Source organism: Halorussus halobius (assembly GCF_004765805.1).
Lineage (GTDB): Archaea > Halobacteriota > Halobacteria > Halobacteriales > Haladaptataceae > Halorussus > Halorussus halobius.
In genome coordinates, this window is sequence record NZ_SBIU01000004.1 from 297,092 (window position 1) to 322,099 (window position 25,008).

Here is a 25,008-nt window from a genome sequence, read left to right on the forward strand (position 1 = left end):
CGTCATCGCCGCACCCTGACGCGACGACCTTTTTCCTCGCACGAACGCTCGCTTCGCTCGCGTCCGTGCTCGAAAAACGTCGATGAAAAAACCGCACCTACTTCCGCTCGAACGTCATCGCCGCACCTTGACCGAAGCCGACGCAGAGCGTCGCCAGTCCCTTGTCGAGGTCGCGGCGCTGCATCTCGTGGACCAGCGTGACCGGCAGGCGCGCGCCCGAGGCCCCGAGCGGGTGGCCCAGCGCGATGGCCCCGCCGTTGACGTTGAACTTCTCGTCCGGGACGCCGAGTTCGTTCTTGGCGTAGACGGTCTGGCTGGCGAACGCCTCGTTGAGTTCCACGAGGTCGAACTCCTCGATGGACTCGCCGGTGCGTTCGAGCAGGCCCCGCGTCGCGGGGACCGGGCCGATACCCATGACGGAAGGGTCGACGCCCACCACGTTGTTGTCGCCGACGTACGCCATCACGTCGAGGCCGTGGTCCTCGGCGAACGCCTCGCTGGTGACGAGGGTCGCGGCCGCGCCGTCGCTGACCTGACTGGCGTTGCCCGCCGTCACCGTGCCGTCGCCGACGAAGACGGAGGGCAGGCCCGCGAGCGTCTCGACGTCGGTGTCGGGCCGGATGCCCTCGTCGGTCTCGACCAGTCCGTCGTCGGTCTCGATGGGGACTATCTGGTCGTCGAACCGGCCCTCCTCGGTCGCCTCGGCCGCGCGGTGGTGGCTCCGGGCGGCGTACTCGTCCTGGGCCTCGCGGCTTATCTCGTACTCCTCGGCCACCTTCTCGGCGGTCATCCCCATCTGGAGGCCGGGCAGGTTGTACTCCTCGCTCATCCGCGGGTGGATGCCCCGGCTCTGGTAACCGCCGTCCATCGGCACCCGGCTCATGTTCTCGACGCCGCCCGCGATGATGGCGTCGCGTTGCCCCGCCCGCACGGCGTCGCTGGCGCTGATGACCGCCTGCATCGAGGATGCGCACCACCGATTGATGGACGCGGCGGGCACCTGTTCGCCCAGTTCCGAGAGGAGCGCGATGACCCGCGCCACGTTGTTGTCCTGCTCCTCGCGCTGCTGTGCGACGCCCCACAGCAGGTCGTCGACGTCGTCGCCGTCGAGCCCCGTCTCGTCGAGGATGGTGTCGACCAGCGGTATCGAGAGGTCCTCGCTCCGCGTGTCGGCGAACACGCCGTCCTGTTTGCCCTGCGGCGTCCGGACCGCCTTCGCGATAACCGGGGTGGTGTCGTCTCCCATGCGTTACCGTCGGGCCTCTACAATCTTAAATGGCAGTAGAACGCGGCGCGACTCGCGGGGAGTTTCCGGGCGGCGGGCGCGCCGCCGGTGCCGTCGGCGACCGGCTGGGACACGAGGTCGTCCCGGACGGTCCCGGGACGGGGACGGACTCCCGCCGGATGAACTCGACGCGATGCTCGAACGCTACGACGCGTTCCGGGGCTGGGACGACGGCGAGCCGACCGACGAGACGGTACGCGACTGAAGTTGGCGTCGGCGAACTCCGACCGGGCGGGACGTACGCTACCCCAGAGCAGTCGAATCAATGGCAGGCGGATCTAGATTCGGGCGACGATACCGTCTGGGCTCGTTCACTTCCAGACGGGAGCGCGTATCGAATCCCCGTTTCGGGCAATCGACGGCGTCAAGCGGCCGGACGCAGTAGCCGTCGGTGATGGACATCGAGTTCCTCGGCGGTGCCCGCGAGGTCGGGCGGAGCGCGGTCCTCGTGAACGACCGCCTCCTGCTCGACTACGGGATGATGGCCGAGACCCCGCCGCAGTTCCCGGTCGGCGACCCCGACCCGGACGCCGTGGTCGTGAGCCACGGCCACCTCGACCACGCCGGGGCCGTCCCCGCGCTGGTCGACGGCGACGGCCGGCCGCCGATTCACTGGACGCCCCCGACCGAAGAGCTCGCGCTGACGCTCGCGCGGGACACGCTCGAACTCCACGGCGGGACGATGCAGTGCCCGTTCACCGAGACGGACGTCCGGCGCGTCACGCAGGCGTCCGAACGCCACGGCTACCGCGAGTCGTTCGAGGCCGCCGGCCACGAGGTGACCTTCTTCGACGCGGGCCACATTCCGGGGAGCGCCCACGTCCTCGTCGACGACGGCGAGACGCGCCTGCTCTACACCGGGGACTTTCACACGGACGACCAGCAGTTGGTGGCCGGGACGACCGCCCGACCCGACGCCGACGTGGTGGTGTGCGAGAGCACGTACTCGGACGTCGAACACGACGACCGGGCGACCGTCGAGGAGCGCTTCGTCGAGAGCGTCGAGACGACGCTCTGGGAGGGCGGGACGGTCGTGGTGCCGGCGTTCGCAATCGGACGGACCCAGGAGCTGTTGCTCGTCTGCGAGGAACACGGCGTCCCCTGTTACGTCGACGGGATGGGCAAGCGTGTGACCGAGATGCTCCGGCAGCATCCCGAGTTCGTTCGGGACGAAGACGCGTTCCGGCGGGCGAAGTCCCACGCGCGGTTCGTCACCGGGCGAAACGGCCAGCGCAAGCGCATTGCGGACCAGAACACGGTGGTCGTCACCACCAGCGGGATGCTCTCGGGCGGTCCCGCGATGACCTACGTCCCCGAGATTCGGGCCAATCCGACGAACAAGATCACCATGACCGGCTATCAGGTCGAGGGGACGCCCGGTCGCGACCTCCTCGAAACCGGGCGCGCCGAGATCGACGGTCGGGTGATGCCGGTCAGCGCACGGGTCGAGCAGTACGACTTCTCGGCCCACGCCGACCGCGAGGGGCTGCTCGACTTCCTCGACTCGTATCGCGACGCCGAGGTACTGGTCAACCACGGCGACCGGTGCGAGGCGTTCGCCGAGGAGTTGCGGGCGGACGGGGTCGCCGCGGGCGCGCCCGAAATCGGCGAAGTCGTCACGACCGCCGGCGGGAAGTGAGAGCCGGGCGCGGTCCGGCCGGACGCCTCACAGCACGCGGAACACGCGGACCGTGTCGCGCTTGCCCGGCTCGCAGAGGAGCTGGGCCAGCCCGAGGTCCGAGAAGACCTGCTTCCAGTCGCGGTGGTACAGCGGGAAGTCGTCGTGGACGCAACTCACTTCCGCACCCTCGCGACCGCGTTCGGGGCTGTTGCCCTCGTTTTCGGCGGTTATCAGCAGGTCGGACGTGACGCGGGCCAGCTCCGCGAACGCCCAGTCGTTGTCGGGATGGACGTGCTGGAGGGTCTCGACCGAGTAGACCACGTCGAACGCGTCGTCCTCGAACTCCGGCACGAGGTCCTCTATCGCGCCGGCGTGGAACCGTCCGGTCTCGGCGAGTCGCGGGTAGTGGTCGGCCATCACGTCGAACGAGTCGTCGTTGATGTCGATGCCGGTGAGGTTCTCGTACCCCGATTCGAGGAGCCCGGCGAGGTGGCGGCCGGAGCTACAGCCGACCTCCAGAATCGCGGCGTCGCGGTCCACGTAGTGGTCGAACACGGCGTCGAGGGTCTCGGTCACCTCGTTGCGCCCGATGTCGGCGTAGTAGGCGGGCGAGAACTCCTCCGAGCGCTCGGCCCAGTAGCGATGGTTGTCGGACGGGCTGTGGTCGTCCTCGGAGTTCATGCCCGATGGCAGGAGGCCGGTCCCTAAAGGGCTCTCGGAGTCGGCGGGGACGGGCCGGGAACTCAGACCGGCAGCTCGTACGCCTCGGCCCGCCGTCGAATCGCGTCGGCGTCCCCGGTCCGCAACTCCCCGTCCTCGTACAGCACCTCGCCGTCGACCATCGTGAACTGTACGTCGTCGCCGTGGGCCGCGAACACCAGATGCGAGAACACGTCGTGGAGCGGCGTCGCGCGGGTCACGTCGGTCGTCAGCCCGACGACGTCGGCCTTCCAGCCCGGTTTCAGCTTGCCGACTTTCTCGAAGCCCGCCGCCTTCGCGCCGTTGCGGGTCGCCATCTCGAAGATGGACGCCGCCGGGGTGGTGGTCGGGTCGAGGTGGTCGACCTTCTGGAGCAGGCTGGCCTGTCGCATCTCCGTGAAGGGGTCGAGCGTGTTGTTGCAGGGTGGGCCGTCGTTGCCCAGCGCGACGTTGACCCCGCGGTCGAGGTAGTCGACGACGGGCGCGATGCCCGACGCGAGTTTCATGTTCGATGACGGACAGTAGGTGACGTGCGTGCCGGTCTCGGCCAGCACCTCGCGCTCGGACTCGTCGGTCCAGACGCAGTGGGCCAACACCACGTCCTCGCCGGTCAGCCCCACCTCGTCGAGCCAGTGGACGTTCCGGCGGCCGGTGCGGTCCTCGACCGTGGCGACCTCGTCGCGGTTCTCGCTGGCGTGGGTGTGGATGCGCACGCCCTCGTATTCGTCCGCGAGGTCGCGCGCGCCACGCAGGCACTCCTCGGTGCAACTGACCGCGAATCGGGGCGTGACCGCGTACCGGATGCGCCCGCCGCAGGTGTCGTGATATTTTCGAATCAGGCGCTCGGTCTCGTCGAGCGCGGCGTCGGTGTCCTCCAGCAGGCCGTCGGGCGACTCGGTGTCCATCAGCACCTTTCCCATCCGGGCCCGAATCCCGAGGTCGGCCGCCGCCTCGAACGCCTCCTCGGCGTGGCGGACCGACAGGTGGTCGATGGCGGTCGTGACCCCGGACTCTATCAGTTCGAGGTAGCCCAGTTCCGCCGCGATTCGCATGCCGTCGGCGTCGAGGCCGGCCTCCATCGGGAGCACGTAGTCGAACAGCCAGTCGAGCAGGGCGGTGTCGTCGGCGATGCCCCGGCCAAGCGACTGGACCGAGTGGACGTGCGCGCCGACCACGCCCGGCGCGAGCAGGTCGTACGCCGTCGTCTCGTGGTCGGGGTAGGCGTCGACCAGGTCCTCGCGGTCGCCGACCGCGACGACGCGGTCGCCCTCGACCACTACCGCGCCGTCCTCGACGACCGTCTCGGCGTCGGCGACGACCGTTCCGTGGAGCAACATCCCCCAGCCCGTAGGGTCGGAATCGGGAAAGTATCTGTCGGTTCGCCGTCGACCCGTCGGAAGTGGCAGTCGTCTCGAACCGCGTCGTCGGGCTCTTGGAATCCTCTTTGTGTCGTCGTACTATCGTAGAAACAGGCGTCACTCCACGCACTTACTCGCCGGATGAATCCGACGACATCGACTGTAGCGTGGCAGAATACTCGCCGAGCACTTCCGACGTGTACGGGTCGTCCGGATAGACGCTGACACTCGCGTTCCACTCCTCCGGGGAATCCACCGGGTCGGTGGCATAGTCGAACGGAATCATGAACGTCCAGTTGAGCGCCCCGTTCACGTCGTGGGCCAGGAACTCGTCGAATATCTCCCGGTACTTCTTGGCCCGCTTTTCGTCCTGGGATTTCCAGTCGTCGTCCCGACGATCCACCCGGAACTGCCCGTCATCGTTGCTCGGCGCGACCTCACCAGCGTACACCGGCTTTTCGAGGGTTTCGTGTGCGTCGATGGCGTGGTTCTCGACCCACGTTTTCCAACGGGGGACACCGTCGTCGTCTTCGGCCAGCAGCCCGTTTTTGTTGAGATACATGTGGAACGTGGCGGCGTCGATAGCATCGGGCTGGTGGTTCTCGACGAAGTCCATCCCCTGGTCCGATTTCCCCGGCAGGCTCTTTTCCTTCGATTCCTCGTAGTAGCCGATCTCCCCGGTCGAGAGGAGGTGGTTGTCGTCGACGGATTTGATGAACGGGGCCATCTCCTCGATCCAGTCCTGCATGATCGACGTCGCCCCGTCGTTGTCCAGGAGGTCGGGCTCGTTCACGAGCTCCCACAGCATGATGCCGGGGTCGTTTCGATATTCGCGACCAGTGAACACGTTCACCCGCGTCAACACCGCCTCCACGTACTCCTTGTAGAGGGCCCGGCAGTTGGGGTCGGTGTAGAAGTCGTCGTGATTCGACGCCGACGCAGTGTAGTGAACGAAATCGGTGATGCCGGTGTGGCTGTCGGTATTGCTGAGGAGCGGCAGGACCAATCGAACCCCGGTCTCGTTTGCCTTGTAGATGGCGTAGTCCAGCTTCCGCATCACGGTTTCGTTGAGCGGCGGCAACGAATCGACGGCGTCCGACCCGTCGTCAGCGGGTTCGGGGAGCACCTTGTTATTATTCCCTTTACAGGAGCCGACGAAGCACTTGCCGGCGTACACCCACGTTCGAAGCGCCGTCAGTCCGAGTTCGGATGCCTCGGCGAACACCTCGTCGACGTACCACTTCGGCGCTCGTCGGAGCATGTCGTTGTTCGCACCGTTGAAATAGAACGGGTCGCCGTCCCGAACGAAGTTCCGGCCCTCAGTCCGAACGAAGTGGTCGAGCGTTGGAATGTCGCCCCCGACTTGCAACTCACCACGAACCGCTCGACCAGTCGCCTTCGTCGCGATGGTGAACTGGTAGGTGTCGGCGACGAGGGGCTCCTCGACCGCGAACGAGAGTGTCGTCGTCTCGCCCGGGCCGAGGTCGATCGACTTCGAGTACTCGTGTTCGCCGATCTCCAGTGAGACGGTTCGTGACCCAGCACTGGTTCCCGTATTCCGTATCCGGGTGCGAATCTCGAACGAGTCGCCCGGGGCGACGTCGTCGGGAGCGGTGGGCTGTTCGAGCTCGAATTCCGCATCAGGCGAAGACGTGGTTGGCGTAGAAGTACCCACAGTAGTAGCAGCGTCCGATCGGGTCGACGTGTGCCCCTCGGTTTCCGAAGACGGGCTAGATTCACACCCAGCTAAGAGACTCGTCGAGAGAGTTGCTGCCGCTAGGAACCGTCGGCGTTTCATGTGGCGTATCTCAGACCGGAGGTACAAATAGCCTAGGTCGTTCGGGGACCGGTCACCGACAGCCCCCGGAGCCAAGCCTCGGGGGCTCGGTCACAGACCGGGCAGCCAACGGCGGCACCCCTCGGCGGCGGGTTTCAACGGAGCGGTCACTCCTCGTCGTCGGCCAGTTCCCGAACGTCGGGGTCGAGTCGGTCGAACTGCCGGCGGCGGCTCCCGTCGTTCGAGTCGGCGATGCGCATCTGGGCGCGCTCCTCGACGTCGAACACCGCGTCCTCGTCGAGGTCGGTCGCCTCGACCGCGTCCCGGATCTTCGATTCGTCGAAGCTCCGGACCGACTGGGGGTCGACGCCCGCGTCGGCGAGCGCGTGGCGGACGGTCGCCTCGTCTTCGAGTTGTCGGTACGTGTAGGTGCGGCGCTCGACGCTCCCGAGGTCGGCCGCGACGGTCCGCTCCTCGCGCACCTGCTCCAGCAGGGCGTCCCGAACCTCCTGTCGGGCGTCCTCCGCGGCGTTTTTCACGTCGGCCAGCAGCGAGTAGAGGTCCGCGAGCTGGTAGGTCCCGAGGTCGTCGAGCGACGAGAGGTCGTACTCGCTGGCGAGGTGGAGCAAGACCAGCGCATCGCGCTCGAAGCCGAGTTCGAAGTCCGAGTCGTCGTCGGCCGGCGCGCCGGTCCCCGACCGAGCGTCGCTCGGCGCGTCGTCGGACCCGCCGGCGTCGCCGGCCGAAGCCGACCCGGAGCCCGCCCGCGGCGTCCCGGCGTCGCCGCGCTGGCGGCGCTTCTCGGCCATCACGAACTCGCGCGCGCCGTCGTAGCCGAGGCGGTCCCACGAGTGGGCGTCGTCGTTCGTTGCGCTGACGTGGCCGGCGACCGAGCGAACCGCGCCGCTGTACGTGCAGTCGCTGGCCGGACAGTCGACCGGGTCGTAGTCGGTCGCGTCGGTCATCGTCCGGAACTGGTTCGCCATCGCGGATAAACGTTGGCCGGCGCGCCGGCGCGGAACCCAACTGTTTTAACGAATCCCCGCCTTAGCTGCTGGCGAGGGCCCGTAGCTAAGTCTGGTAAAGCACCCGGCTCATACTGACGGCCGGACCCCTCCGGCGTCATGGGACACCGGGCGATTCCTTGGTTCGAATCCGAGCGGGCCCATCTTCGGCGACGAGACTGTGAGCGCCGCCCAGCAGCGCGAACGAATACTGGCGCCGAAAATGGACGACTGCAGGTTCGAACCCTGCGAGTCACAGCCCGCGCAGCGACCGAAGGGAGCGAGCAGGACTGTCTCGCTCCGGTTCGAATCCGAGCGGGCCCATCTTCCGTCGACCCAGCCGCGAGCGCCGTCTCCCGCGGTCGAGTCTCGTTCTCACTCGCCTGGAGATGCGCGAACCGCATCCCGGTGCCCGGTCGGGAGTTCGGTGGTCCGCTCGCTGGCTTCGTTCGCCGGCTCAGTCGGTGTCGGACGAGGGACGCGTCAGCGCTCGGGTCACGCCCTGGAGTCGTCAGCGTCGTCCACTTCGTTTTCGTCCACGTCCTCCGGCGCGTTCGCTATCGACTCGACGTCGCCGACGATGTCGTCCACGGCGTCTCCGAGTTCCTCGGCGCTCATCTCGGCCGCCTCTTGGTCGATCGTGGACGTGGACGCGGACCGGAGACCTAGCTGGAGGAACGCGTCCTCCCACCTCTCGCCCTCGACGGTGACGTCGGCTTCCTCGTCGGTCGCCGACCACTGGCCGTCCTCGTACTCTACGAGACGAATCTCTCGCCTGACTTCTCGACTCACGGACGCGGGTACTCGGGACCGGGGCAAAAGCGTTCGGCTGCCCAGCGCCCGTCGCTGGCTCCGGTCTCACGGTCGCTCACGTTCCGACAGCGAGGGCGGGCCGACCGGGCGTACGCTCACGTCCACTCCGTTTACGAAACTTCTTATCGGATGGGGGACTAAGGGTTGCTGAATGGCTCGCGCGGAGAACACGGAGCTCATCGATACGTTCGAGCAGTTCTATCGACGGTACTACAGCGACGAGGTCGGGGAGCTCGCCCAGAACTACCCCGGCGAGCAGCGGTCGCTGTTCGTCGACTGGGCCGACCTCTATCGGTTCGACCCCGAACTCGCCGACGACTTCATCTCCCAGCCCGAGCAGTACCGGGAGTACGCCGAGGAGGCGCTGCGGCTCTACGACCTCCCGGTGGACGTGAGCCTCGGGCAGGCCCACGTCCGGGTCCGCAACCTCGACCGGACCACCGACATCCGGGCCATCCGCGCGCGACACGTCAACACCCTCGTTGGCGTGCAGGGCATCGTCCGGAAGGCGACCGACGTCCGACCCAAGATTCAGGAGGCCGCCTTCGAGTGCCAGCGGTGTGGCACGCTGACCTACATCCCCCAGAGCAGCGGCGACTTCCAGGAACCCCACGAGTGTCAGGGCTGCGAGCGACAGGGCCCGTTCCAGATAAACTTCGACCAGTCGGAGTTCGTCGACTCCCAGAAGCTCCGCGTCCAGGAGAGCCCGGAGGGGCTCCGGGGCGGCGAGACGCCCCAGGCAATCGACGTCCACATCGAGGACGACATCACTGGCAACGTCACGCCCGGCGACCACGTCACGGTCACGGGCATCCTCCACCTCGAACAGCAGGGAAGCGACCAGGACAAGTCGGCGGTCTTCGACGTGTACATGGACGGCATGTCGGTGACCATCGAGGACGAGGAGTTCGAGGAGATGGACATCACCGACGAGGACAAGACGGAGATCGTCGAACTCTCGAACGAGCCGGACATCTACGACAAGATGGTCGCGTCGATGGCTCCGGCCATCTACGGCTACGACGAGGAGAAGCTGGCGATGATTCTTCAGCTCTTCTCGGGCGTGACCAAGCATCTGCCCGACGAGTCCCGGATTCGGGGCGACCTGCACATGCTGCTTATAGGGGACCCCGGCACGGGCAAGTGTCTGGAAGGAAGCACGAAGGTTACGCTTGCGGATGGAACTCAGAAGCCGATCCGCGAAATTGTGGAATCTCACCTCAATAACCCGACCTCGATAGACGACGGTGTGTACCAGGAGGTCGATATTCCGCTCCCCTCGATGGACGACGACGGGACGTTAGTCCAGAAGCGTGCGACGAAAGTTTGGAAGCGAGAAGCGCCGGAGGAGATGTACCGCATCGAAACTGCCAGTGGAACCGAACTCGAAGTAACGCCGTCTCATCCGCTTTTCGTGTACTCCGATGGTGCGTTCGAGGCAGTTCAGGCTGAAGGGCTTCGAGAGGGTGACCCTATTGCCGTCCACGATTCGGACCCCGTAACTGTGACCGATGGCGGCGTCGCATCTACGGCTGACGTTCGGCAGCCTCCGACTTCGCCTCTTGGGTCGAAGGTAAGACAGTCCAAAATCACATCCATCGAACCCGTCGAACCGGACTACGACTGGGTGTACGACCTCGAAGTCGAAGGGACGCACAACTACCTCTCGAACAACGTCGTCTCGCACAACTCCCAGATGATTTCGTACGTCCAGAACATCGCGCCCCGCTCGGTGTACACCTCCGGGAAGGGGTCGTCGAGCGCCGGCCTTACGGCGGCCGCTGTTCAGGACGACTTCGGCGAGGGCCAGCAGTGGACCCTCGAAGCCGGTGCGCTCGTACTCGCGGACCGTGGAATCGCGGCAGTGGACGAACTCGACAAGATGCGGTGTGTGACCGGCGACACGCTCGTCCACCTCGCCGACGGACGAGTCTCGCGCATCCGGGACTTGGCGCGCGATGCCGCCGCCGAGGGTGAAATCGAGGAGCTTCCGAACGGTCGAACGATACGCGACGTGGACCTCGACGCGTGGACGATGACCGAGGACGGTCGACTCGTCGAGCGTCCGGTCACGGCGGTCCACGAGTACGACGCGCCCGAGGAACTCACCACGGTCCGGACCGAATCGGGCGAAGAACTGACCGCGACCCACGACCATCCCTTCTTCGCGTTCGAGAACGGCGAGCGCGTCGAGAAGCCGGCTCGAGACCTCACAGCCGGCGATTGGGTGTACGTACCACGTCGACTCTCACGGCCAGCGACTGATGGCGGAACCGCTGCTCTCCCGGCCACCGCCGTCGAACCTGACGACGCCGCTTCGACGGTGGGGGGTGCTATGGGCGCGGTCCTCGGCTATCTCTCGGGCGACGGAAACGTCTACTACGACCGCGACGCGGGCGTGTACGGGATTCGTTTCACCAACAAGGAAGAACAGCTACTGGCCGATTTCGAGCGAGCGTGTCAGGCAGCGTTCGACGCGACGCCCGTACGTCCCCCCAGCGAGCAGCGCGACGACGGCGTCGAGACCGTTCGACTGCCGGGCCGGGAGTACGCAGACGCAGTTCTGGACGCGGGGATGAATCTCGAAACGTACGACGACAAGGCGTTCCCCGAGGGCGTCACGGACGCCTCGCCGGCGACGAAGGCGGCGTTCGTTCGAGCGCTAGCCGATAGCGAAGGCAGCGTCGACGTCGCCACCGGCAACGTCAAGATACATTCGTCGAGCGACGAACTGCTGCTGGGCGTCAAGAGCCTACTGCTGGAGTTCGGCGTGTCGACTCAAATCCAGACGAAAGGACGCGACGACAAACGCGACGTGTACGTGCTCGCCATCACGGCAGCCGATTCGCTCGACGCGTTCGAACAGCACGTCGGGTTCACGCTCGACAGAAAGCAGTCGGCGCTCGAAGCAGTCTGCGAGGCCGCGTCCGGCGATAGGACGATACTCGACGTGATTCCCGACTGCGGCGGCCTGCTCTCGGACCTCCGGGATTCGCTTCGGCTCCAGCAGTCCGAATGCGGCATCGGCGACGCGACGTACTGCAACTTCGAGAACGGAGACGCGGACGTCTCGCTCCGGTTGGCTCGCGTCGTCCTCGACACGTTCGAGGAACGCAAGGCGACCGCCGACAGCACTCTGGAAGCGTTGGCCGAGCGCCGCGACTGGGACACGTTAGCCGAAGTGAAAGGCCGATACCACGTCTCGCAGCGAGAACTCGCCGATGGCACCGAGTACACCCAGCAGGGAATCTCCCGGGCGTGGGGTGATAGTGACGGCCTCCGGACGGTCGTGGCCGACCGGCTCCGAGAGGTCGTCGAATCGGTTGCCGAAACCGATCTCGAACCGCTCCGGTCGCTGGTCCGTGGGGACGTGAAGTGGCGGCGCGTCGACGCTGTCGAGACGACGGCGGCCGAAGCGTCCGGCGATAGGACCCGGCTGCTTCGAGGCGAACTCGCGGACGTGCTCGGTTGTTCTCCCGAGAACGGCGTCGAGATGGGACGACAGCTACTGGCAGTCGACCCGTCCACGAGCTCGTGGGACGCGCTCCGGGCGGAACTCGACCGCCACGGCGTGTCGTTCGCCGCTCTCGCCCGCGAGCTCGACGTCGTACCGTCGACCGTCTCGCGGTGGTTCAACGGTGTCGTCGAGACCGACCGGTTCTCCGAAGTCGAGTCGGTCGCACTCGACCGAATCCGAACGGTCCGAAAGGAGGTCAAGCGATTGGTCGACGCAATCGAGCGGAGCGAGGAGCCCAAGGTGTACGACCTCACGGTAGCGGGCACCCACAACTTCGTCGCAAACGGGATGGTGGTCCACAACTCCGAGGACCGGAGCGCCATGCACGAGGCGCTCGAACAGCAGAAGATATCCATCTCGAAGGCCGGCATCAACGCGACGCTCAAGTCCCGGTGTTCGCTGCTCGGGGCGGCCAACCCCAAGTACGGTCGGTTCGACCAGTACGAGCCCATCGGCGAGCAGATAGACCTCGAGCCCGCGCTCATCTCGCGGTTCGACCTCATCTTCACGGTGACCGACCAGCCCGACGAGGAGGAAGACCGTCGACTGGCCGAACACATCCTCCAGACCAACTACGCCGGCCAGTTGAACACCCAGCGCACGGAGATGAGCGCGCCGAACGTCTCCCAGGAGGAGGTCGAGAACGAGACCGGCGAGGTCGCGCCCGCCATCGACCCCGACCTGCTCCGGAAGTACATCGCGTACGCCAAGCGCAACTGCTTCCCGACGATGACCGAGGCGGCCAAGGAGACCATCGAGGACTTCTACGTCGACCTCCGGGCGAAGGGCGTCGACGAGGACGCCCCCGTTCCGGTGACCGCCCGCCAACTGGAGGCGCTGGTGCGGCTCTCGGAGGCCAGCGCCCGCGTCCGCCTGTCGGACGAGGTCGCCGTCGAGGACGCCGAGCGCGCGGTCGACATCACCCGGTCGTGCCTGCAGGACATCGGCGTCGACCCCGAGACCGGCCAGTTCGACGCCGACGTGGTCGAAACGGGCACCTCGAAATCCCAGCGCGACCGCATCAAGAACCTCAAGCAACTCATCGCCGAGATAGAGGACGAGTACGAGGAGGGCGCGCCCGTCGAGGAAGTGATGGCCCGGGCCGACGAGATCGGCATGGAGCAGTCGAAGGCCGACCACGAGATAGACAAGCTCAAGCAGAAGGGCGAGGTGTACGAGCCCTCGACCGACCACCTGCGGACGACGTAGCATGGACCGCATCTCCGCCCTCCGGAACGTCGAGGACGCGCTCGCGGACTTCGAGTCGGGCGAGGCCGACCTCGAAGCCACCGAACGGCGAGTCGTGAACGTCCTCCGGACCTACGCGACCGAGTTCGAGGACGAGGACCTGTCGGCCTATCGCGCGTCGGGCGAGGACCCGGCCGACGGACTCGTCGTGGTCGCCGAGTCGCGGTCACAGGCTCGCGAGCGCGTGGTCGGCGTCCTGGGTGCAGCGTCGGCAGACGGCGAGCCGCCGTCGTTCGAGGTCGAACAGGTGGAGTGACCTCGGGCGTCTCGTTCGGTCGCGCGCTGGCGATGCGGGACGATGACATGGGAAAATAAATAAGAGCGCTTCCCTTAGCACCATTCGTCCAGACGGACGGACCTGCACGCGGGAACGCCGCGATACTACCGATGCAAACCGAGGGTCACAGCGAAAACGAGTCGGTCCAAAACGCGGTCGAACGCGGGTCGTGCATCCTCCTGCTCGCCCCGTCTCTTCACTCGGGGACCGAGGAGGCGTGTCTCGACCTGCTGTCGTTCGACCAGCCGCACGAACAGGACGTCCTGTGGGTCGGGTACACGCGCTCGCCGGACGCCTGCGTCCAGGACTGGCTCACCCACGTCGGGGACCGACCCCGGAACATGCACTTCGTCAGCGTCGGCGACACGACCCGCTCGACGTCGGCGCGCGGTGGCAACGACCCGGCGACGGGGTCCGACGACGAGGTCGTCGAGACCCTCGCCAATCCGGGCGACCTGACCGGGCTCGGCATCACGCTCAGCGAGGTCCTCCAGCGGTGGGGCGACGACGGCAACGAGGTGACCGCCTGCTTCGACTCGCTGACGGCCCTGCTCCAGTACGCCGACCTCCAGACGGCCTACAAGTTCCTCCACGTCCTGACCGGCCGGTTCGAGGCGGCCGGGGTGACTGCACACTTCCACCTCGACCCCGAGGCCTGCGACCAGCAGACGGTCAGCACGCTCACCTCGCTGTTCGACGCGGTGGTCGAGCTCGACGACGACGGCGGGTGGACCGTCCGAAGCCGATAGGGAAATTTTATATCCGTAAGTCCCGGAAATAACTGCCGTGCTGCTCGTCGTGACCTACTCGCGAGCCGCCCGCCAGACGCTCCGGAACGCCTGCAACCGTCACGAAGCGGCGGTCGTCCAGCGATTCGGTCGCGCGGCGCTGCTGGCGGCGACCGAACTCGGCGCGTTCCTCGCGCTCCGGCTCCGAGCCAAACACGGCGGGGACGTGCAGGTCGAGCGCACCGCGACGTTCAACGAGTTCGAGGCGGTCCCCGAAGCGGTCCGGGACGCCGCCGCGGCGTACGAGGACCGCGAGCATCCGAGCACGCCGTACGCCGCGTTCGCCGCCGGGACCGACCACCCCGACGTCGACTCGATGCGCGACGCCGAGCTATGAAGGTGGGCGTCGGCGACGCAGTCAGGACGGGCCACGCCGTCGACCTGCGGGCGTTCGTGGGAATCGACCTCGCCCCGGCGACGGTCGCGGAGGCGGTCCGCGACGACGGACCGCGAGTCGTCGGCGACGGGGGCGACCGCGACTGCTCGCTCGCGGTCGACTGCCCGGCTCCCGAGCCAGTTCACGACCACGTCGGCCGAATCGACGCCGACCTCGCGCTCGCGCGCGGTCCCGCCCTCGCGGCCGCCGCGCGCTCGCGGGGCCACGTCGCGCCGCAGGCCGAGGAACTGGCCGCAGTCCGCGAGCGCCTCGGCGCGCTCGACCCGCCGACGGTGGACTGCGAGCGCGCTCGCGAGCGCGTGGCGGAGGCCGGCGACGCCGAGGCCGAGTGGCGCGAGCGCGTCGCCACGCTCCGGGGCCGGGTGCAGGCGCTCCGCGAGCGAGACGTCGATTCCGCCGACGCCGAGTCCGACCTCGCCGAGGCCACCCGCCGGCTCTCGGAAATCGAGACCGAGCGCATCGCGGCCGAGCAAGCGCTGGCCCGGGCCCGCGAGCGAGCGCGTGAGACCCGCGAGACCCGCCGCGAGCGCCTCCGGCTGGAGGACCGCGCCGGGAACCTCCGGCGGGCGGCCCGCGAGTCCCTCGCCGAGCGCGTGCGCGACGAGTTCGAGGCGGCCCGAAGCGCGGTTCCCGAGACGGGACTCCCGACCGGAACTCGGGACGCGCTCGCGGTCGCCCGCGTGGCCGACCTCGACGCGCCGATTGCGCTCGCGGGCGAGGTCGACCCCTTCGAGAGCGCCGGGGCCGCCGCGCGGTGGCTCGACGCGCCGGTGATTCTGGTGTGAGTCGGTCCGTGGCGCAAGCGATGGCTATCCTCGTGGTACTGTCGACAGTGTGATGTCGGGAGTCGAGATGCCTACTGTCGAGGCCTCTAAAGGGCCGTACTCCGACGACGCTGGAACTGCAACCACTTCCTCGAACGCCCTGGGCGCGCTCTCCACCAGCACAACAGCAACGACAGCCTCGAACGCTCTCTGCGCGCTCTGGGATAACAATAGAACCGCAACGTCCTCGAACGCCCTCGGCCCGCTCGCGGTCGCTCAGCGACATATCTGACGGACATAGTTGCGTCAGATAGCGGTCGCTGAGGCGACTACAGTGAACGCGACCGCGCCTCGCCCGTTCAGTCCACCGAGGAAACCGCACCGCCCCGCACCCGCACCGCCCGGCAGGAGCCTCACGCCGCCCCAGCCTCGGGGCGCACGAGCGCGCCCCTCCCTCGCGCATGTTGGCGCGACCACTTGCGGGTCGCGCCAGCGCGCGCCACCGTGGAAAAGCAAGTCAGCGCGCGCCGAGATGGGACGACTGAGCTATCGTCGCCGAGGCAGTCGGAGCGTTCGAGCGGTCGGTCGCCCGCTCCACGCGTACGCTTATAACCAATGACGTGACGAAACCGGGCCATGGTGGACCTCGACTGGCGCGTCGAGTCGCGCGCCGACGTCTCGCTCGTAACGCTCGTCGTCGAGAACCCGACTGCCACGCCCCGGCGCGTCCGGGTCGCCAATCGACTCAGTGGCCCGGTCCGACCGCCCCGGCGCGAGGGCGTCCCCGAGGCCGGGTGGGACGAGGGCGGCTTCGAGGGCGTCGTCCCGGCCGACGCGACCCTGCCGCTGGGATACGCCAGCCCCGCGCCGCCAGACGAACCCCCCGTCGAACTGGTCTGGGGCGAGCGCGCCGGGTCGGCCGACCGCGACTGCGAGCGGACGGTTCCCGACGAGAGCCCCGACGGCGTCGTGCGCGCGCTCGGCGACGCGAGACCGCCCGCCGACGCCGTCCCGTCGCCGGCGTCCGACGCCAGCCGCGAGTCCGGACCGAGCGACGCCGACCCGCGGAGGTCACCGTGATTCTGGCCGTCGCGGGCGGGAAGGGCGGCGTGGGCAAGTCCACGGTCGCGCTCAACCTCGGCGCGGAACTCGACGCCGTGGTCGTGGACGCCGACCTCGGGATGGCCGACCTCGCGGCCCGGCGCGGGCCAGACCTCCACGACGTGCTGGCCGGGCGCGCCGACCCGGTCGAGGCGGTCCGCGAGGACGCCCCGGTCGCCCTGCTCCCGTGCGGGCGGACGCTGGCCGGGGCGCGGGCGGGCGACGTGACCCGGCTGGTCGACGCGGTGGCGGCGGTCGCCGACGCCTACGGCGCGGTCGTCGTGGACTGTCCCGCAGGGATGGCCGCCGACGCCGGGATGGGGCTGCTGGCGGCCGACGCCGCGGTGCTGGTCGCCGCGCCGCAGGCGTTCGCGCTCCCCGACGCCATCCGGACCCGAGCGCTCGCCCGCGAACTCGACGCCGGACTCGCCGCAGTGGCGCTCAACCGGACCGCGGGCGACCCGCCGACCGAGCGACTCAGGCGCGCGCTGGGCGCGCCAATCGTCGCGATTCCCGACGACGACCGGGTCCGGCGCGCCCAGCGGCAGGGCTGTCCGGTGTCGACGGTCGCCGCGGACTCCGAACCGGCCGCCAGCTTCCGGGAACTCGCGGCGGAAGTCGAGGGGTCGCTCAGCGCGTGAGGTCCTGGTACGCCGAGCGAAGCGTCACGCTGGTCACGTCGGCGACGGCGGCGGCCTCCGTCTGGGTCAGCTGGTGGCTGGTGTCCCGGGCCGCCAGATACAGACACGCCGCCGCGAATCCGCCGGGGTTGCGCCCCGAGAGCAGGTTCTGCTCGCGGGCGCGCTCGACCAGGTCGGCGGCCTCGGTCTCTATCTCGGTCGGGAGGTCGAGCTTGCTGGCGAACCGGGGCAGGTACTCCCGGGGGTCGATCGGTCCGGTCGGCAGGCCGAGTTCGCGATTCATCACGTCGTAGGCCGTCTTGAGTTCGCGTCGGGTCGCGCGGGCGACGTCGAGCACCTCGTCGAGCGTGCGCGAGACGGCGGCGGTCCGCGCGGTCGCGTACACCGTTCCGGCGGCGAACCCCTCCAGCGACCGCCCGCGGAGCAGGTCCTCGGACTGGGCCGACTCGAACAGGACGCACGCGCGGTCGCGGACGCTGTCGGGGAGGTCCAGCGCGCCCACGAGCCGCCGAATCTCCGTGAAGGCGTACACCTGATTCCGCTCGGTCTTCGACCCGATGCGGGCTCGCTCGTGGTGCTTGCGCATCCGGGCGACTCGCCTGCGCTTGCGGCCCGTGAGCCGGAGGTCGCCGTCGTGGCCGATCTCGGTCGTCAGGCCCCGGTCGTGGCGCGACCGGGTGAGGGGCGCGCCGGTCCGACGCTCGCTCGTCTCCTCGTCGTCGAACGACCGCCACTCGGGCCCGCGGTCCATCCGGTCCTCGGCGACGACGAGGCCGCAGTCCTCACAGACGGTCTCGTCGCAGTCGGGCGTGAGTCGGCCGCCGCACTCGGGGCACGTCCGCGCTGTCGCGTGTGCTTTGCTCATCACGGTCGAAACTTCGCCCGAGATGCTATTTAAAGGAAGGTTAGGAACGGGTGAAATAGAAGGCGGCGGCGCGAAGAACCTACCGGTAACCGGTAGGCTCTTGGAAGCGAGAGGTTATCATCCGCCCGGACGACGGCAGAATTTAAGGGGGCCGTCGACCAAGCCATAGCCGTGACGCTCTCGGACATCGCGGACGGGCTGGAGGTGACCGCCCAGCAGCGCGACCGCGGGGTCGCCTCGGTGGACGCGACGGCGGGAACCCAGACGTCGCTCCGGGAGCGCCTCGCCGAGTTCGGCGACGAACTGCCCTGCGACGCCGCGTCGGCGGCGACGATAGTCGAGGGCCACGTCGCGGGTCGGTCGGTCGGCGACGGCGCGCGGGCGGCCGGCGTCGCGCCGGTGACCGCGGCCAAGACCCTCCACCTGCTGGGCTGCGAGGGCGTCTCGCCGCTGACGCCGCGCGCTCACGACATCCTGCGGGACTGGCTGTCGGCCGACCTCTCGCGAACCGAAGCGAAGGAACTCGCGGGCGCGAGCGAGACCGAGTTCGCGCTGGCGACGTTCGTGGAGACACACGACCCCCTCGACGGCGCTCGCGCGGTCGTCGAGGGGTTCCGGTCGAACGACCGGACGACGGAGGACGCGCTGGCGGAGGCGAGAAGCGACGTGACGGAGCTATTCTGAGGTCGATTCGAGGCCGGACGCGAACGCCGACCTACACCGGGAGACACTTGAACCGTCCGCAACTGAGCGGGTTGACGAATTGCATTCGTTGTCACCTCCGATAGTTACGCGAGCCCGAACGGTGATAAAATTCTAGGCCAGCCCTGCTGTATTCTATCCGGGCGGCTACGTGCGCCCGGACAGCGCGTCGGGGAGCAGCTCCTCGGGGTCGACCTCCAACAGCCCCGGTTCCTCGAACTCCAACGTCAGTTCCGCGTCCACGACGGCCGCCGTGGCGCGAGCGACTGCCGGCGCGAACTCGCTTTCGGGGTCGCCGTCCGCTTCAGGGCCGCCCACGCTGGCGGGTGCGCCGTCGACGGTCGTCGCCTCGCTCTCCGGAACTGTGGCGTCGGCGCTCCGAACCGGGTGTCCCTCGGGTGCACGATTCGCGACCACGGCGTCCACGCTCGCGCCCACGTCGGCGACTCGACCGCGCGTCCGCTGGAGTGCGTCCACCCCGCGTTCGCTCGCGGGCGCGAGGACCGCGACGCGGTCGGCCGCCGTGACCGCCGCGACCGCCTGATTTTCGGCGACCGGAGGGACGTCGACGAGGACGTGGTCGAACTCGCCGCCGGCCTCGTCGAGCAGCGTCCCGAACCGCTGGGCCGCCTCGGCGGTCTTGGCGCGGGCGAGTCGCTCGAACGGTGCCCGCGCCGGACCGAGTTCGAGCCGGCCCGACAGCTCGGCCGTGACGGGGTGTTCGTCCAGACCCTCGGCGAGCAGTCGGTCCGCAGCGACGGGGTCGTCGTCGACCAGCAGTTCGGTCAGGTCGGGGTCGACGCGACCCGAGACGTGGCGGGCCAATCCCTCGGTGGCGAAGGCTGCGTCGAGAATCGCCACGTCGCGGCCGTCCCGGGCCAGCGTCGCACCGAATTCCAGCGCGAGTCGAGTCGTGCCGGCACCGCCGGTCGCGCCGACGAGCGCGGCAGTCGTTGCGTGCATTGATTCGACGTTTTCCCCGATGATATAAAAGGGTGCGCTTCGCCGGCCCCGGAGGGCGAGTCAGTCGCGCTGGCTGTGGATGGTCTCGGCGATCTCGTCCAGTTCGTCGTCGCTCAGGTTCGGGCGCTCGCCCGCGACCGCGTGAACCGGGTTGCCGCCGTCGCCCTCGAATCGCGGGATGACGTGGCCGTGGACGTGAGGCACTTCCTGGCCAGCGGCCGGTCCGTCGTTGAACGCGACGTTCGCGCCGTCGGCGTCGACCGCGTGCTGGACGGCGGTGTTGAGTCGGTGGAGCGCGCCGAAGACGTGGGCGGCGGTGTCCTCGGGCACGGCTTCGAGCGTCTCGTAGTGGCGCTTCGGGACGACGAGGGTGTGGCCCGGCGCGAGCGGGTTGGCGTCGAGGAACGCCATCGCGGTGTCGTCCTCGAAGACGGTTCGGCTCGGTACGTCGCCGTTCACGATTTGGCAGAAGATGCAGTCGTCGTTGCTCATGGGTGCGTGCGAGGGGTTCGGCCGGCCGAGGTATCAAGGTTGAGGCTGCTATTCGACGCGAGTTCGGGGTTCGCCGATTCGGAGGCGGCGTCCGCGAGAGGCGACACACGCCACCGGCCGAGGACCGCGCCACGCCCGGCCGACTCGACGTACAGACTCGACTGCACAACCGAACCCAATTTAACGCCGTAGGAGAACACCACGTACATGAGCAGGTTCGGCGAGGTCGACGACCAGTACGACCCCGACGCGGTCGAGGACCGCGTGTTCGACTACTGGGACGAGGTCGACGCCTACGAGAAGACCGTGGAGCACCGCGCCGACGAGGAGCCGTTCTTCTTCGTGGACGGCCCGCCGTACACCTCCGGCGCAGCCCACATGGGCACGACGTGGAACAAGACGCTGAAGGACGCCTACATCCGGTATCATCGGATGCAGGGCTACGACGTGACCGACCGGCCGGGCTACGACATGCACGGCCTGCCCATCGAGACCAAAGTCGAGGAGCGACTGGGCTTCGAGAACAAGAAGGACATCGAGGAGTTCGGCGAGGAGAACTTCATCGCCGAGTGCAAGGAGTTCGCCGAGGAGCAACTGGAGGGCCTCCAGTCGGACTTCCAGTCCTTTGGCGTCTGGATGGACTGGGACGACCCGTACAAGACGGTCGACCCCGAGTACATGGAGGCCGCGTGGTGGGGCTTCCAGCAGGCCCACGAGGAGGGACTGGTCGAGCAGGGCCAACGCTCCATCTCGCAGTGTCCCCGGTGTGAGACCGCCATCGCCAACAACGAGGTCGAGTACGAGGACGTGGAGGACCCCTCCATCTACGTCAAGTTCCCGCTCCGGAATCGGGAGGGCTCGCTGGTCATCTGGACCACGACGCCGTGGACCATCCCGGCCAACACCTTCGTCGCGGTCGACGGCGACGTGACCTACAAGCGGGTCCGAGCCGAGAAGGACGGGGACAGCGAGGTGCTCTACCTCGCGGACGGGTGCGTCGAGGACGTCCTCAAACAGGGCCGCTACGACGACTACGAAATCGAAGCCGAGGTCTCGGGCGAGGAGATGGTCGGCTGGGAGTACGACCATCCGCTCGACGAGGAAGTGCCCGACCACGCCGACGGCGAAGACGCGTTGCAGGTGTACACGGCCGACTACGTGGAGGTCGACCGCACCGGCCTCGTCCACTCCGCGCCGGGCCACGGCGAGGAGGACTTCGAGCGCGGGCGCGAACTCGGACTCGACATCTTCTGTCCGGTCGGGGGCGACGGCGTGTACGACGACTCTGCGGGCAAGTACGAGGGCCAGTTCGTCAAGGACGCCGACGAGGAGATAATCGCCGACCTCGAAGCGAAGGGGCTGATGCTCCACTCCGGGACGACCAACCACAGCTACGGCCACTGCTGGCGGTGTGACACCGGCATCATCCAGATCGTCACCGACCAGTGGTTCATCACGATCACCGACGTCAAGGACGACCTGCTCGACAACATCGAGGACAGCGAGTGGCATCCCCAGTGGGCGCGGGACAACCGCTTCCGGGATTTCGTCGAGGACGCGCCCGACTGGAACGTCTCGCGCCAGCGCTACTGGGGCATCCCCATCCCCATCTGGCTCCCGGAGGACTGGGACGGCTCGATGGAGAACGCCATCGTGATCGGCGACCGAGAGGAACTCGCCGAGCGCGTCGACCAGGAGGTCGACCCCGAAAGCGTCGACCTGCACAAGGGCACGGTCGACGACCTCACCATCACGGAGGACGGCACCACCTACACCCGCGTCGGCGACGTGTTCGACGTGTGGCTCGACTCCTCGGTCGCCTCGTGGGGCACGCTCGACTACCCGAGCGAGCAGGAGGCGTTCGACGAACTCTGGCCCGCCGACCTCATCATGGAGGCCCACGACCAGACCCGGGGCTGGTTCTGGTCGCAACTCGGCATGGCCACGGCCGCGATGGGCGAGATTCCCTACGAGGAGGTGCTGATGCACGGCTACGCCAACATGCCCGACGGGCGCGGGATGTCCAAGTCCAAGGGCATCACCGTCGAACCCGGCGAGGTCATCGACGAGCACGGCGCGGACCCGATGCGGCTGTTCCTGCTGTCGGTCAACCCGCAGGGCGAGGACATGCGCTTCTCGTGGGACGAGACCCAGAACATGCAGCGGGACCTCAACATCCTCTGGAACGTGTTCCGGTTCCCGCTGCCGTACATGCGCCTCGACGAGTTCGACCCCGAGGAGACCACCCTCGAATCGGTCGATTCGGACCTCGAACTCGTCGACGAGTGGGTGCTCTCGCGGCTCCAGACGGTCGAAGCGGAGATGACCGCCCACTGGGAGGAGTTCCGCCACGACAGGGCGGTCGACGTGCTGCTCGACTTCGTGGTCGAGGACGTCTCGCGGTTCTACATCCAGGTGGTCCGCGAGCGCATGTGGGACGAGGCCGACAGCGCGAGCAAGCGCGCGGCGTACGCCACCTTCTACGCGGTCCTCTCGGAGCTCGTGGCGCTGTTCGCGCCGTACGCGCCGTTGGTCGCCGAGGAGGTGTACCAGAAGCTCACGGGCGACGCGGGCTACGACTCGGTCCACATGCTCGACTGGCCCGAACCGGACGAGCACTGGCGCGACGCCCAACTGGAGACCGACGTCGAACTCCTCCGCGCCGTCGAGGAGTCCGGGTCGAACGCCCGCCAGCAGGCCGAGCGCAAGCTCCGGTGGCCCGTCACCCGACTCGTGGTGACCACCGACGACGACCGCGTGGTCGCGGCAGTCGACCGCCACCGCGACCTGCTGGCCGACCGCCTGAACGCCCGCGAGGTCCAGCTCGTCGAACCCGGCGACGACTGGGGCGAACTCCACTACAGCGCGACCGCCGACATGAGCCTGCTCGGCCCCGAGTTCGGCGACGACGCCGGGCGCGTCATGCAGGCGCTCAACGACGCCGAGGTCGCCGAGCCCACGCTCGCCGCGCTGGAAGGCGCGGTCGCGGACGCGGCCGGCCTCGACGCGGACCTCACCGACGAGATGGTCGAGTTCGTCCGGGAGACGCCCGAGGGCGTCGCCGGCGTCGAGTTCGACGTCGACGGCGACCGGCGCGGCGTCGTCTACGTCGACACCCAGCTCACCGAGGACATCGAGAGCGAGGGGTACGCCCGCGAGGTGGTCCGCCGGGTTCAGGAGATGCGCAAGGAGATGGGCCTCGACATCGAGGAGCGCGTCCGCCTCGACCTCGACGTGGCCGACGACCGCGTGGCCGACCTCGTGGAGTCGCGCATGGACCTCGTCCGCGAGGAGGTCCGAGCCGACGAGGTGGGCGACGTCGAGGACGGCCACCGCAAGACGTGGACGGTCGAGGGCGTCGAGATGGAGATCGCGGTCGCGCCGCTGGCGGAAGCCGAGGCGTAGCGACGACCGACGTCTCGCCCGCGATTTCGCCTGCTAGCGTATCACCGGTCTTCTAGAACGTGAAATCGAAGCTCACGGATTCACCCGTGGGCGACTCACGGTTCCGGGCAGAAGCCTCCGCCCCAGAGAGTTCCGCATTCGACGCCGACTTCGGCAGCGACCGGGTCGATTGCAACTGCAAACAGTGCGACCGTCGCGAGCAGCGCGAGTCTGATCTTGTGCATCTTTAGCACCAACCGTGGAATTCCCCCGCCAGATAATAAATTTTTCTACGTTGTAGTTGATTAAGTCTATTCGGCCCTGGAATTTCCACGCTGGCAACCGACGTTCCACTTGTCGCTCGGCGGCCCACCGAGGTTCGCCGGAGTCGCCTACAGTTTCTCGGCGAGCGCCGACGCGACAGACACCTCGCTGACCGGCCGCTCTATCGTGTCCGTCGCGTAGATCGCTTCGACGCCCGCCCGCGACAGCTTCGTCACCGCGTTCGACGCCAGCATCGGGTGGACGCAGGTCACGAACACCCGGCCCGCGCCCTTCTCGCGCAGAATCCCGACCGCGCCGGCCATCGTCGACCCGGTGGCGATGATGTCGTCGGCGACCACCACGTCCCGGCCCGCGACGTCGGCGTCGCTGGGCGAGAGTTCGACCTCCGACCCCGACAGGCGGGTCTTCTCGAAGTAGTCGAGTTCGCCCGCGCCGTACGAGTCCCGGACCGTCTCGGCGAGGTCGACCGCGCCCTCGTCGGGCGAGAGGAAGACGGGGTCGGCGAGGTCGGCGGGCAGCGGGTCGGCGAGTCGCCCGGCGGCGTCGACCGACTCGGCGGGCACCTCGAAGAAGTCGCACACGGCGTCCTCGTGGGGTGCGACCGTCAGCACGCGGTCGGTGCCCGAGGAGATGGCTCGGGCCACTGCCCGGGCCGAAACCGGGTGGCCCGCCTCGAAGGCGTCGTCCTGTCGCGCGTAGCCCATGTACGGTAGCACGGTCACGACCTCCGAGGCTCCCCACTCGCGGGCAGCGTCCTGCAACTGGAGGAGTTCGAGGTGGGCGTCGCTGGAGACGGTCGAGGCGACGACGACGGCCCTGTCGGGGTCGGCGTCCGCGACGTCGGGCGCGCTCGCGAGCAGTTCGCCGTCGGGGAATCGCTCGTACTCGACGCTCGCGAGCGGTTCGCCGAGTTCGGCGGCCAGTTCCGCCGCGAGCGCCTGCGAGGCCGAGCCGCTGAGGATCATGTCCGAGGCGTGGACGGCGGGGAGTAAATCGGTTTTCACTCGGGGCGAGTCCTCGACCACGC

Annotated in this window: 21 protein-coding genes and 1 tRNA gene; 11 read left to right on the forward strand and 11 right to left on the reverse strand. The window is 68.2% G+C overall.

The window, feature by feature from the left end; translation table 11 throughout:
• Positions 1–97: 97 nt before the first annotated feature.
• Positions 98–1,246 (reverse strand): thiolase family protein, encoded by a 1,149-nt coding sequence (locus tag EPL03_RS13310; protein WP_135829825.1) that lies wholly within the window; start codon positions 1,244–1,246, stop codon positions 98–100.
• Between the two features lie 433 nt (positions 1,247–1,679).
• On the opposite strand from EPL03_RS13310, the gene EPL03_RS13315 reads away from it, so the two are divergent.
• Entirely contained in the window at positions 1,680–2,924 is a 1,245-nt protein-coding gene (locus EPL03_RS13315; protein WP_135829826.1) for an MBL fold metallo-hydrolase, read from the forward strand.
• 27 nt (positions 2,925–2,951) lie between these two features.
• Here EPL03_RS13315 and EPL03_RS13320 read toward each other — a convergent pair whose 3' ends face one another.
• The 4 genes from EPL03_RS13320 to EPL03_RS13335 form a co-directional block, all read right to left on the reverse strand.
• On the reverse strand, positions 2,952–3,587 hold the full coding sequence (locus EPL03_RS13320; protein ID WP_135829827.1) for a class I SAM-dependent methyltransferase: 636 nt from the start codon (positions 3,585–3,587) through the stop codon (positions 2,952–2,954).
• A gap of 62 nt (positions 3,588–3,649) precedes the next feature.
• Positions 3,650–4,942: a 5'-deoxyadenosine deaminase gene (locus EPL03_RS13325; RefSeq protein WP_135829828.1), complete on the reverse strand. Its 1,293-nt coding sequence runs from the start codon at positions 4,940–4,942 to the stop codon at positions 3,650–3,652.
• A gap of 151 nt (positions 4,943–5,093) precedes the next feature.
• Positions 5,094–6,638 (reverse strand): cellulase family glycosylhydrolase, encoded by a 1,545-nt coding sequence (locus tag EPL03_RS13330; RefSeq protein ID WP_168216262.1) that lies wholly within the window; start codon positions 6,636–6,638, stop codon positions 5,094–5,096.
• A gap of 269 nt (positions 6,639–6,907) precedes the next feature.
• Positions 6,908–7,705 carry a hypothetical protein gene (locus EPL03_RS13335; protein WP_135829830.1) on the reverse strand — a complete coding sequence of 266 codons (798 nt, stop codon included), beginning with the start codon at positions 7,703–7,705 and terminating at the stop codon, positions 6,908–6,910.
• Positions 7,706–7,801: 96 nt separating this feature from the next.
• Between EPL03_RS13335 and EPL03_RS13340 the strand changes: the two genes are divergently transcribed.
• Positions 7,802–7,908: transfer RNA gene (locus EPL03_RS13340), tRNA-Ile, on the forward strand.
• A gap of 331 nt (positions 7,909–8,239) precedes the next feature.
• Here EPL03_RS13340 and EPL03_RS13345 read toward each other — a convergent pair.
• A complete protein-coding gene (locus EPL03_RS13345) occupies positions 8,240–8,536 on the reverse strand; it encodes a hypothetical protein (protein ID WP_135829831.1) in 297 nt (98 codons plus the stop codon).
• A gap of 172 nt (positions 8,537–8,708) precedes the next feature.
• Between EPL03_RS13345 and EPL03_RS13350 the strand changes: the two genes are divergently transcribed.
• From EPL03_RS13350 to EPL03_RS13380, 7 genes are all read left to right on the forward strand, one after another.
• A complete protein-coding gene (locus EPL03_RS13350) occupies positions 8,709–13,283 on the forward strand; it encodes an LAGLIDADG family homing endonuclease (protein WP_135829832.1) in 4,575 nt (1,524 codons plus the stop codon).
• 1 nt (position 13,284) lies between these two features.
• Positions 13,285–13,578: a DUF7854 family protein gene (locus EPL03_RS13355; protein ID WP_135829833.1), complete on the forward strand. Its 294-nt coding sequence runs from the start codon at positions 13,285–13,287 to the stop codon at positions 13,576–13,578.
• A gap of 131 nt (positions 13,579–13,709) precedes the next feature.
• Positions 13,710–14,348: a DUF7504 family protein gene (locus EPL03_RS13360; protein WP_244605274.1), complete on the forward strand. Its 639-nt coding sequence runs from the start codon at positions 13,710–13,712 to the stop codon at positions 14,346–14,348.
• 37 nt (positions 14,349–14,385) lie between these two features.
• Positions 14,386–14,724, forward strand: coding sequence for a DUF7855 family protein (locus EPL03_RS13365; protein ID WP_135829834.1), 339 nt, complete (start codon positions 14,386–14,388; stop codon positions 14,722–14,724).
• A complete protein-coding gene (locus tag EPL03_RS13370; protein ID WP_135829835.1) occupies positions 14,721–15,569 on the forward strand; it encodes a DUF7856 family protein in 849 nt (282 codons plus the stop codon). Before EPL03_RS13365 ends, EPL03_RS13370 begins: the two co-directional genes overlap by 4 nt.
• Positions 15,570–16,184: 615 nt before the next feature.
• Positions 16,185–16,628 carry a DUF7857 domain-containing protein gene (locus tag EPL03_RS13375; RefSeq protein WP_135829836.1) on the forward strand — a complete coding sequence of 148 codons (444 nt, stop codon included), beginning with the start codon at positions 16,185–16,187 and terminating at the stop codon, positions 16,626–16,628.
• A complete protein-coding gene (locus EPL03_RS13380) occupies positions 16,625–17,290 on the forward strand; it encodes a MinD/ParA family ATP-binding protein (protein ID WP_135829837.1) in 666 nt (221 codons plus the stop codon). Before EPL03_RS13375 ends, EPL03_RS13380 begins: the two co-directional genes overlap by 4 nt.
• Here EPL03_RS13380 and EPL03_RS13385 read toward each other — a convergent pair.
• A complete protein-coding gene (locus tag EPL03_RS13385; RefSeq protein ID WP_135829838.1) occupies positions 17,280–18,155 on the reverse strand; it encodes a transcription initiation factor IIB in 876 nt (291 codons plus the stop codon). The two genes, EPL03_RS13380 and EPL03_RS13385, sit on opposite strands and share 11 nt — an antisense overlap.
• A 171-nt stretch (positions 18,156–18,326) precedes the next feature.
• Between EPL03_RS13385 and EPL03_RS13390 the strand changes: the two genes are divergently transcribed.
• Positions 18,327–18,839, forward strand: a complete 513-nt coding sequence (locus tag EPL03_RS13390) for a DUF7858 family protein (protein WP_135829839.1) — start codon at positions 18,327–18,329, stop codon at positions 18,837–18,839.
• A 165-nt stretch (positions 18,840–19,004) separates the two neighbouring features.
• Here EPL03_RS13390 and EPL03_RS13395 read toward each other — a convergent pair whose 3' ends face one another.
• On the reverse strand, positions 19,005–19,820 hold the full coding sequence (locus EPL03_RS13395) for a ParA family protein (RefSeq protein ID WP_135829840.1): 816 nt from the start codon (positions 19,818–19,820) through the stop codon (positions 19,005–19,007).
• Between the two features lie 60 nt (positions 19,821–19,880).
• Positions 19,881–20,312 carry an HIT family protein gene (locus EPL03_RS13400; protein ID WP_135829841.1) on the reverse strand — a complete coding sequence of 144 codons (432 nt, stop codon included), beginning with the start codon at positions 20,310–20,312 and terminating at the stop codon, positions 19,881–19,883.
• A gap of 207 nt (positions 20,313–20,519) precedes the next feature.
• Here EPL03_RS13400 and ileS point away from each other — a divergent pair, with 207 nt between their 5' ends.
• The gene (gene ileS, locus EPL03_RS13405) at positions 20,520–23,717 is read left to right on the forward strand and encodes an isoleucine--tRNA ligase (RefSeq protein ID WP_135829842.1); all 3,198 of its coding nucleotides are present in this window, start codon (positions 20,520–20,522) and stop codon (positions 23,715–23,717) included.
• A gap of 95 nt (positions 23,718–23,812) precedes the next feature.
• On the opposite strand, the gene EPL03_RS20070 is transcribed toward ileS, so the two are convergent.
• The gene (locus EPL03_RS20070) at positions 23,813–23,950 is read right to left on the reverse strand and encodes a hypothetical protein (RefSeq protein ID WP_168216263.1); all 138 of its coding nucleotides are present in this window, start codon (positions 23,948–23,950) and stop codon (positions 23,813–23,815) included.
• A gap of 138 nt (positions 23,951–24,088) precedes the next feature.
• Complete coding sequence (locus EPL03_RS13410) at positions 24,089–24,946, reverse strand: ribose-phosphate diphosphokinase (RefSeq protein ID WP_135829843.1); 858 nt, start codon at positions 24,944–24,946, stop codon at positions 24,089–24,091.
• Positions 24,947–25,008: the final 62 nt, after the last annotated feature.